This is a genomic window from Methanobrevibacter sp. (assembly GCF_017432245.1).
Classification (GTDB): domain Archaea; phylum Methanobacteriota; class Methanobacteria; order Methanobacteriales; family Methanobacteriaceae; genus Methanobrevibacter.
This window is the reverse complement of sequence record NZ_JAFRJO010000004.1, coordinates 60,802-71,359: the sequence shown is the minus strand read 5'-3', so window position 1 is coordinate 71,359 and position 10,558 is coordinate 60,802. Positions and strand designations below refer to the sequence as shown.

General features: G+C 28.9%; 6 protein-coding genes. 4 read left to right on the top strand and 2 right to left on the bottom strand.

What is annotated here, in order from left to right; all coding sequences use genetic code 11:
* Positions 1-455 (bottom strand): glycosyltransferase family 2 protein (locus IJI80_RS00430; protein WP_292786384.1); only part of this gene is annotated, 455 nt, incomplete at its 3' end.
* A 39-nt stretch (positions 456-494) separates the two neighbouring features.
* Positions 495-2,549 carry a glycosyltransferase gene (locus tag IJI80_RS00425; protein WP_292786382.1) on the bottom strand — a complete coding sequence of 685 codons (2,055 nt, stop codon included), beginning with the start codon at positions 2,547-2,549 and terminating at the stop codon, positions 495-497.
* Between the two features lie 378 nt (positions 2,550-2,927).
* Between IJI80_RS00425 and IJI80_RS00420 the strand changes: the two genes are divergently transcribed.
* The 4 genes from IJI80_RS00420 (at position 2,928) to IJI80_RS00405 (ending at position 10,505) form a co-directional block, all read left to right on the top strand.
* Positions 2,928-3,980: an acyltransferase family protein gene (locus IJI80_RS00420; protein WP_292786380.1), complete on the top strand. Its 1,053-nt coding sequence runs from the start codon at positions 2,928-2,930 to the stop codon at positions 3,978-3,980.
* Positions 3,981-4,187: 207 nt separating this feature from the next.
* On the top strand, positions 4,188-7,655 hold the full coding sequence (locus tag IJI80_RS00415) for a bifunctional glycosyltransferase family 2 protein/CDP-glycerol:glycerophosphate glycerophosphotransferase (protein ID WP_292786377.1): 3,468 nt from the start codon (positions 4,188-4,190) through the stop codon (positions 7,653-7,655).
* Positions 7,656-7,946: 291 nt separating this feature from the next.
* The gene (locus tag IJI80_RS00410) at positions 7,947-9,284 is read left to right on the top strand and encodes an NCS2 family permease (RefSeq protein WP_292786374.1); all 1,338 of its coding nucleotides are present in this window, start codon (positions 7,947-7,949) and stop codon (positions 9,282-9,284) included.
* A 207-nt stretch (positions 9,285-9,491) separates the two neighbouring features.
* Complete coding sequence (locus IJI80_RS00405) at positions 9,492-10,505, top strand: acyltransferase (RefSeq protein ID WP_292786371.1); 1,014 nt, start codon at positions 9,492-9,494, stop codon at positions 10,503-10,505.
* The last annotated feature ends 53 nt before the right edge of the window (positions 10,506-10,558 follow it).

Below are 10,558 nucleotides of genomic sequence, written 5' to 3'. Positions count from 1 at the left end.
TAGTCTTTCAGCTGAATGTTTTCCATAGTTTCATGGAGGTCTTCATAAATGTATTTTGAAATTATTTCCATCCATGTTTTATCATCGTTGAATCTTAAAAATGCACCTGAAACTATGTCATAATTTCCTTTTTTTGCTAAATCGTATAGTTTTTCATATGTATCGAAAGGAAGAAAGTCATCAGCATCCATAAAGTGGACATATTCCCCTTTTACATGCTTCATGGCAAGATTTCTTGCAGAGCTGACTCCTTTATTTTCTTGGCAAAACAAGTGTATGTTATCGTAATCAAGAACGTATTTGTTTACTAGAAATCTTGCATTGTCAATTGAACCATCATCAACAATTATCACTTCAATATCTTCAAAGATGGTTTGGTTTATTAAAGAATCCATTGCTTCTTCAATGTAGTACTCACCATTGAAGAAAGGGAATATCACTGAAATTTTTGTCATAGTTTATCCTCTTTTAATTTTATCATCTTTAAATAAATTTTATTTTTTTAAGATCCTTTTCATTTTATTTACAGTTTTAACATCTTTTCTGTTTTCATATTCCTTTATTTTATTTTCCAATGACTTGTTTTTTTCAATAAGTTCATTTGTTTCCTTCTTCAATCGGTTTTCTTCTTCACTTAGTTTTTTTCTTTCCTTTTCTAGCTTGCTTTTTTCTTTGGATAGTTTTTTTCTTTCCTTTTCTAGCTTGCTTTTTTCTTTGGATAGTATTTTGCTTTCATTATTTAAATTTTCAATAGTTTCTATAGGATCATATCTTTTTAATTCAAGTGTAATTCTATTTCCAAAGTTTTTAAGATATATCCTATACTGTTCATTGATAAATTCATAATCTTCATCTAAATTGATTTTATTGAATTTTCCCCCAATAAAGAAATCCCATCTTTTAATAGGTGCTTTAAGAAAATCTCTATATGGTATTTGGATTGAAAATTCATATTTTCCAGAAATGGTTTCATCATAATCTATTGGATATTCATATTCTGAAAAGTCCAAATAATCGATTATTGAAGCATGGACATTTGTAGAGTTTGAAATTCCTTTTAGTTTGAAATATTCCCCATCTTTAAAAATCACTTCATTTATAAGATATTCTGCATCGTTTTTTTCTCTTTTGATTATTCTAATGTCACTGGCTCTTCCTCTAAGAACATCCACATCCCAATCATCAAATGAAAAATTCTTTCTAGTTCCAATTTTCAAATAATATTCCTTTTCGATTTCACCGGATTTAAAACTCATTATTATGCCGCTTTTTCCAAGATTTAATAGATTTGAAGGTATTCTAAACTGATATTTATCGATGTATTTAGAATCTAATAGGATATCCTCATAGTTTGAATTGACTATTTTTACATTTATTGTAAAATCATCAGTTTTTTCAAAGTATGGTATGTAATAATTGAATTTAATGACTATGTCATCACCATCTTTCGAGATATTGGTTGTGTAGATGTCTAAATCTCCATCCATTATATCAGTTCTAAAGTCAATATCCTTTTTATACTCTTCTTTAAGATTTTCAGGTAATTTAGGATTATGCCTATAGTTATTGGAAGTGTATAACAGCAAACTTTCCCAATCTTTATTTTTTAGCATTTTATACAAAACAGAATAATAGCTGCTTAAGTTTTCAGTAAATTCTTGTGGAATTAAATTATAAACTTCATAAATGTTTTCAAATAATTGTTCATGCTCCTTTTCAGGATAATCTTTTATGGTTTCAATGAAAAATGAAACATCTTTTGTTAACCATTTAAAATATTTTGTTCTCAAAACTTCTTTATTTTTAAAATTTGATTCTAAAAGTTCATTAACCGTATGAAAGACGTTTATTAAGTCATTTGTTCTTTGCATTGTAAATGATTGGGTAATTGAATCGTTTGATTCCCGTAATCTCCAACCGCAGATATAATTATCATATACACCGACTTTTTTTGTTTTTGCATAAATTTCAGTTGAAAAGATATTATCTTCAAAGGTGATTCCTTCAATAAACTTAATGTCGTTTTTCTCAAGGAATTCTCTTTTATATATTTTATTCCATACGAGCATATCCCATGTTAAATTTGGATAATTTTCAATATCCGTAAGCTCAACATCACCATCAATATCTTTAAAAACGAATTGTGGGGTATGATGTTTCCATGTTTTCTCTTCATTAAATCTTAAGTAATTGCCTATGCAAACATCAAGGTCATTTTTTTTAGCTAAATCATATAATTTTTCATAAGCATAAGGCAAGATGTAATCGTCAGAATCAAAGAAATGTATGTATTCTCCATTTATATATTTCATACCGCAATTTCTTGCAGAGCTTAATCCTCCATTCTCTTTACGAACTATTTTCACATTATCATAATTTTGTTCGTATTTTGATATGATAAATCTTGAATTGTCAGTTGATCCATCATCAACTATTATCACTTCAGTTTCGTCAAAAATTGTTTGATTAACAACTGAATCAATTGCCTCTTCAACATAATTTTCAACGTTATAAACAGGGATTATCACTGAAATTTTTGGTCTTTCCATATTTTCACATCAATAAAAGTTCATCAATTGATATTTTTTTAATGCATGTTTTCTCTTATCCTTTTTTGATATTTTTTTATGCATGTTTTCTCTTATCCTTTTTTGATATTTTTTTATGCATGTTTTCTCTTATCCTTCACTTTTCAAAATATATGTGAATTAAGAAATTTTGAATTGCAAAAATGAGCTTTCAAATAGCAATAACATATCTTATTTATATATTTATTCCACTATAAATAAACATTTTTGATTTTTTTTATTAATTTTTTTCATTATTTTTTTATCAGTATTTTTAATTCATTTTTATATTTCTAAATTATTTTTAACAGAGGATATTTTATAAAAAAATATAAATATTATCATTTTAAATCTTTATTTATGGCCAGAGTAAGATTAGAATATATAGATTTATTAAAGTTGTTGTCAATTCTATCCATTATCACCCTCCATGCATTCAAGGTATGGACACAAGCTGAAATAATGGGTATTAGAATCTATGGATTTACTGCATTGGTCAAGTTTGGTGTGCCTGTTTTTATAATGATTAGCGGAGCTCTATTGTTAAATAGAGAAATTGAGATTGGCTCTTTTTTAAAGAAAAAAGTCAATAGGATTGTATATCCATTCATATTCTTTTATATTCTCACATTCTTGTTTGTTTTCTTGAATCATCAGACTCATGAGCAAACACAAAACATTTTTGCATTCAGATGGTATTTTTGGATGATATTAGGTGTTTACTTGAGCATACCTGTTATAAACAAGTACATTTTACATTCTAAATTGAAAGAATTAGAGTATTTCATCATCTTATTCTTATTTGCAGCTGTATTCTATGAAATAACATATTACTTTGGAATCACACAGTACCTTTATTTAACCCTATTCCTATCTCCTTTAGGATATTTGGTTTTAGGTTATTACTTATCTAAGAAAGAGTTTAATATGAATGCAAATAAGATAATCACCCTTTCGATAATCATATTTGTTTTAACCACATTTTTAAAGTCATGTGGAATATGGGGTTATCTTCCATTTATTGAAAACTATGCCGCAAACACTTCCCCTATGCTATCTTCCTGGCTGGATGTTAGCTTTTTGCAGATAATTCAGGCGGCATCTATCTTTGTAGGGGTTAAGTATCTCTATCTTTCATCAAATGGAATTTACTCTCACATTAAGAAGTTTTTACAATCCAAGATCATTTCCAAATTTGTTCTTTCTGTAAGCAGAGCCAGTTATGGGATGTATTTGATGAATTTGATGCCTACACTTCTATTTTATTATTATCTCCAGCCATTGACTTTGACTGGAACCCAAGTATGTTTAACCATTATATTAGCTTCCTTAGCAACATTTTTCATCTCTTGGATAATTACTGTAATATTAGGTAAAATCCCATATATCAAAGTCTTGTCAGGATATTATTAGCATGGATTCTTAAATGTTATAAAAATAAAATAAAAAGCTATTTTTTTTAATGCTTAATCCTTAATCTATTTTTTTCATCTATTGGTTTTAGATGGATTTCAGTGGACTGGTTTAATCTATTTATATCATTAATTACATATTATAAATAAGAAATCTTATTTTCAATTTTTTAAAATTAATCTTATTTCATTTTTTTAAGGGGATTGTATGAAAACAAGGATAAGCGTTATTATTCCAGTATATAATGTCGAGGAATTTTTAAATGAGTGTGTCGACTCAGTGTTAGACCAATCAATTAATAATATGGAGCTAACAGATGGTTATGAAAGAAATTTACAAATCTTATTGATAGATGACGGCTCTACTGATGACAGTGCAATAATAGCTAAAAAATACGCTGAAAAATATGAAAATGTAGAATACATTTATGAAGAAAATCAGGGATTAGGTCATGCTAGAAATTATGGATGTGAGTTTGCAGAAGGGGATTATATCATTTTCCTCGATTCTGATGACCTTGTTAGGCCATATGCTTATGAAAACATGTACAAATTAGCTATTAAAAATAACAGCGACTTGGTTACTGGAGCTATTTGGCGTTTTAATTCAAAGGGTTATTGGAGATCCACCATTCATGAAATTGCTTTTTCCGGAAGTGAAGATTGTATACAAATCACTGATTTTCCAAAGATTATATATGACACAACATCCCCAAATAAATTAATCAAACGTAGCTTTTGGGATAAGTATGAGTTTAAGTTTCCAGAAGGAGTTTTATATGAGGATATACCAGTAACCATCCCAATGTTCTATCTTGCAAATAACATTTCCCTTGTTTATGAAAACTGTTACTTATGGAGGATTAGAGAGGGCATATCCAAATCAATCACACAGAATACCAATTCAAAGAAAAATTTGGTTGATAGATTGAATGCCATGTCATTAGTGGATGATTTCTTTAAGGAAAATGTCAACGATGAAACTTTGATTCATACCAAGGAAGCCAAATGGTTGAAAATTGATTTAATGATTTTCATAGATAAATTTAAAAGCATTAGTGAAGAGGAATCTGGGGAACTGATGGATATTCTTTGCGAATACATCAATAACAACATCAATCCGGAAAGCTTTAAGTACTTGAATGAAGTGGAGGAATTAAAATACAAATACTTATTGGAAAAGGATTTCAAGAACTTAGTGAACTTATTGAATTTTGACACTTACGAATTAAAAAATAAGGACTTATATTTAAAAGATTCCCATATAATGGCTGATTGCAATGATGATATGGTAGACTTTGATTCACTATGTTTGGATAAGTATGTTAAAGACGGAAAACTTGAAAAATATATTGTAAGTGTAGATTATAGGAAAGAAGCTATTGAAATAAAAGGGTTTATGGCAATACCTGGTTTAAAGGATGATAGCTTTGAGGATAGGAAATACTCATTTAATTTAGTAAACCTAAATAGCCAAAAAAAGATTCCTCTAGAATATGAAGATATCATCATTAATAATATTTCTTCCTTTAATTTCCCTTTTAAAGAAAGTTTTTCCTATGCTGCATCAGGTTATAAAATTTCCATTCCTTATTCTATTTTAAACGACAATCCTGATTTCTCAGGTGAAAACAGAATTTCAGTTTCTTTCACTCAAGATGGAATTACACATAATGTATTTTCAGGGTTCGCTAGAAATGATGTAAAAAGATCAAGTGATTTAAGGGCTAACATTAAAGAAGATACTTATTTCATTATCAAATATGATTTAAATAATGATGTAATTATTGATATGCATCATTTGGAGCATCTATATGATAAAATCACTGCTGAAGATAATAAGCTTTGCATTTACAGCCCAGAGAATTATGGAAATGTGAATTTATATTATGAAAAGGATTCCATAAACGATGAAATTATCATCCCATTTGATTATGATGAAGAAAAGAAATGCTATTGTCTTGATATTGATAAAATACTTCCTTATGAAGGAAGGATTCTTTATGATAATGGCTTGCCTCTTGTTCATAATGACAAGAAATTGATTTTCTTGCACTCAAATAAAGGTCAATGCATTTTAAATACTCTCAGAGACTATAACTATGACATTTTTATGAGCAAGAATATTTCTGTCATTGAGGATAAGATTAATAGGGAGGAACAGACCCTTAATTTTAAGGCAAAATTATACTCTTCTGAAGAAATTGAAGGAAAAGATGCAAAAATCAGGCTTTTCCTTAAAGATGAAAAAACTAATCAAAATTCCTATCTACTTGATGGAAAATACATAAAGGAATCAAATGAAGCAGAATTCAATATCAATCTTTTTGATGAAAGTTTAATGAAACATCTTTATCAAGGAAAACGTGATTTCTATATAGAATATAATTTTGGAGATACAGTTTTTTCAACATTATTGTATTCACTCAAACAATTTGACTATAAGTATGGTACCAGATTTAAAGCATATCATATTTATCGTGGTTTTGACAGCACTTTGCGTATTAGAGTAAGCAAAAGGAACTTAATATTTGACAATAAATACTATAAAAAATATGATTTGACACCAAAATTGTATAAATTATTTAAATTATTGCCATTAAAGAAAAAAACTATCATGTTTGAATCAATGTGGGGTACAAAATACAGTTGCAGTCCAAGATACCTTTATGAGTACATTGATGAAAATCATCCTGATTATGAGTGTATTTGGTCTTTAGATGATGAGGATTTCCCAATCAATGGAAACGGTATTAAAGTTAGAAGAAATGGCTTGAAATATTTCTATTATTTGGCAAGATCAAAGTATTTCGTTGATAATGTTAACTTTGCAAACAATTTCGAAAAGAGAAACGGTCAAGTGTATATACAAACAATGCATGGAACTCCACTTAAAACATTAGGATTAGATGTAGCTGGCGAGTTTCCTAACAAGAAAGCGGAAAAAGAGTTCATTGAAAGATGTGACCGTTGGGATTATTTGACTGTACAAAGTGATTTTGTTGCAGATATTTCTAAAAGTTGTTTTGATTACAAGAAAGAATTTTTAAAATATGGATATCCAAGAACAGATATTCTATACACTAGGAACAATGAAAAGGACATTGCTGAAATCAAAAGGAAATTAGGTATTCCAACAGACAAAAAAGTTATTCTATATGCTCCAACATGGAGACTAATGCATCAATTTGATTTAAGAATTGACTTGGATTCATTTAGAAAATCATTGTCTGATGAGTATGTCTTGGTACTTAGGTTACATCATTATTCCGTCAAAGGTTGGAAGCAACCAAAACAGGATGATTTTATATACGATTTAACAAGTTATGAGTCAATTGAAGAATTATATTTAATATCCGATATACTCATTACCGATTATTCCTCTGTAATGTTTGATTATGCTTTATTGGATAGGCCAATACTTCTATTTACATATGATTTGGAAGTTTATAGGGATAAGCTCAGAGGATTATATGTGGACATTGAAGAAAACAGGCCTGGACCTATGCTATTCAATTCTGATGAATTGGAAGATGCAATTGTCAATATTGATCAAACTGAAAAAGAAACAGCTTATCTTAGAGAGAAATTCAAAGAAAAATTCCTTCAGTATGAATGTGAAAATTCATCAGAAAAGATTTTCAATGATATGATAAGCAAAAAGAAAAGAAAATAAAATTTAAATCTCTTGTTTTCTTATCAATTTCTTTCTCTTTCTTTTTCCTTTTTTTTAAATATCATCTTCTTCCTTTTTTTTTAAAATATTATCTTTTTATCTTTCCTTTTTTTAACTATTATCTTTTCTATTTTTTATTTTTCCATTCTTATTTTTTATCTTTTTTTTAAAAAATCTTAATTTTTTCACTTGCTAGTATTACAAAAATAAGAAAAATTTAAAATAGTTAATAATTAAATATATAAATATTGAAAACTTTATCTCATATAGTTTTCATACTTGAGGTGTTTTATGTTAAACAAATTTTTTAAATTAGATGAAAATAATACTGATCTAAAAACTGAGTTACTTGCTGGTTTAACCACCTTTTTAGCAATGGCTTACATTTTAGGTGTAAACCCTACTATGCTTGCTGAAGGTGGAATGCCTGCAACAGGAGTATTTTTCGCAACTGCTCTTGCTTCAGGGGTCTCTTGTATCATCATGGGTCTTATTTCCAAATACCCTGTTGGTCTTGCTCCTGGTATGGGTATGAATGCATTGTTTACCTATACAATTATTTTAACTATGGGTAACACTTGGGAAACTGCACTTGCAGCTGTATTTGTTTCAAGTATAATCTTTTTATTAATTACCATTTCCGGTTTAAGGGAAGCTATTCTCAACGCACTTCCATTTGACTTAAAATTAGCAATTGGTGCTGGTATTGGTTTCTTCTTAGCATTTATCGGATTGAAAGGTGCTGGAATTATCGTAGCTGACCCTGCTACTTTAGTAGGTATGGGTTCCATCTTATCCGCTCCTGCACTTTTAGCAGTAATTGGTATTTTACTTACCTTAATCTTATACATTAAGAAAGTACCTGCAGCTGTATTCCTTGGTTTAGTAATAACTGCAATTTTAGGTGTAATCTTTACATTAGCTGGTTTCGGAGCTGGAGATCCTATAATGCCTGCTATCCCTGCAGAATTCATTTCATTTAGTTTTGACACTTCTGTGGTTGGTGCATTTGCAACTGGATTTACCCAATTGTTCTCCAACATCCCTAACTTAATCATGATCTTATTCTCTTTATTATTCGTGACTTTCTTTGATACTACTGGAACCTTGATTCCTTTAGCAAATCAATGTGGTTTCGTTGATGAAGAAGGTAATGCTGATGGTATTGACAGAGCTTTCCTCGGTGACGCTATCAGTGGAATCATTGGTGCTATTTTAGGTACTTCAACCTTAACCGCATACGTAGAAAGTGCAACCGGTATCGGTCTTGGTGGTAGAACTGGATTAACCGCTGTATTCACCGGTATCTTCTTCTTACTCGCACTTATCTTTGCTCCTACTGTTTTAGCATTGTTTACTTCTTCTGTAACTGCTGCAGCATTAGTAATTGTAGGTATCTTAATGATCGTACAATTAAAAGAAGTGGACTGGGACAACATGGTTGTAGCTGCTTCCGTATTCATGACAATCATCATGATGCTTTTAACCTACTCCATTTCCTTAGGTATCGCATGGGGATTCGTCACTTACGCTATTGCAGCAATTGCTACCGGTAAAGCAAAAGAGTTCAGTTGGATTATGTGGATTATGGTTATCATATTCGCATTATACGTATTCTTCGGACTCTAGTTTTAAGTAACAATATTCTTTGAACTTGGTTCATAGAATGATAAAATTGGTTATCACTTATGTGATAACTATTTTTCTTTTTTTTGAACATATTTTTCTTTTTTGATTTTAGAATGTTTAAATAAATTAATTTTTAAATAAACTATTAAATACTTCAAATATTGCACAGCTTTAAAATAGGATTATTTATATTAAATTGGGATTTTTATGGTTGAAATAAAAAGAATTAAATATTTAGATACATTAAAAGCTTTTGCTATAATGGGAATAGTATTTTTGCACTGTTTTACCTTATGGAATCCCATATTAGTTCATGGTATAAATATGTTCAAACTTAATCAGATTGCCCGTCTAGGAGTTCCTATATTTGTTATGGTTAGTGGAGCACTTCTTTTAGGTCGGGATGAGGATATAAAACTTTTTTTTAAGAAAAGATTTGTTCGTGTTTGCTATCCCTTATTATTTTTTATTCCATTTACTTATATTCTAAATATTGAGCCAAATCCTTTGATGGCATATTGGTTTTGTTGGATGATAATAGGCGCTTATTTGGCAATTCCATTTATTTCAAAAATTATAAATCATTCTTCAATTGTTGAAATTGAGTATTTTCTAATAATTTTTTTATTTGCAATTATCTTTTATCAAATTATGCAAACCATTGATTATAAATTTGCTCTGGATTTAAACTTCTTTATCACTCCAGTTTCTTATTTAATATTTGGTTATTATTTATCAAAGAAAGAGTTTGCTTTATCTCCTTCAAAAATAATAATTATTTCAACTATAGTTTTTATAATTTCAACTCTTATAAAAATGAAATTAGGTAACTTCTGGGATGTTTATCCTAAAATTAATATGTATAGTGCACTGGATTTTAGCATATTCCAAGTATTGCAAGCAAGTTCATTTTTCTTAATTGTTAGATATATCTATAGTGATGGGGAAAATATTTTTACAAATATTAAAAAGTTACTAGAAAAAGAAATCATTAATAAGATTATTTTATCTATTAGCAGATCTAGTTATGGAATTTATTTAGTTCATATGCTATTTGTTATGGGAATTTATAGGCCATTTGCTAAGACAGCGCAATTAACTGGTTCTCAAATGTTTGTATATTGTGTTTTCGCTTTTTTCTTCGCATTCATTGCTTCATGGATTATAACATTAATTTTAAGCAGAATCCCATATATCAATAAAATATCTGGCTATGGATAATTGAAGTTTCATATGTTTAAATCTCAAAGGGTATTTCTATTTTTATTTTTTTA

What these genes read in the sequence shown, in the direction of transcription:
- IJI80_RS00410 (WP_292786374.1), top strand. Translation starts at nt 7,947, where the DNA reads ATGTTAAACAAATTTTTTAAATTAGATGAAAATAATACTGATCTAAAA.
- IJI80_RS00405 (WP_292786371.1), top strand. Translation starts at nt 9,492, where the DNA reads ATGGTTGAAATAAAAAGAATTAAATATTTAGATACATTAAAAGCTTTT.
- IJI80_RS00425 (WP_292786382.1), bottom strand. Translation starts at nt 2,549, where the DNA reads ATGGAAAGACCAAAAATTTCAGTGATAATCCCTGTTTATAACGTTGAA.
- IJI80_RS00420 (WP_292786380.1), top strand. Translation starts at nt 2,928, where the DNA reads ATGGCCAGAGTAAGATTAGAATATATAGATTTATTAAAGTTGTTGTCA.
- IJI80_RS00415 (WP_292786377.1), top strand. Translation starts at nt 4,188, where the DNA reads ATGAAAACAAGGATAAGCGTTATTATTCCAGTATATAATGTCGAGGAA.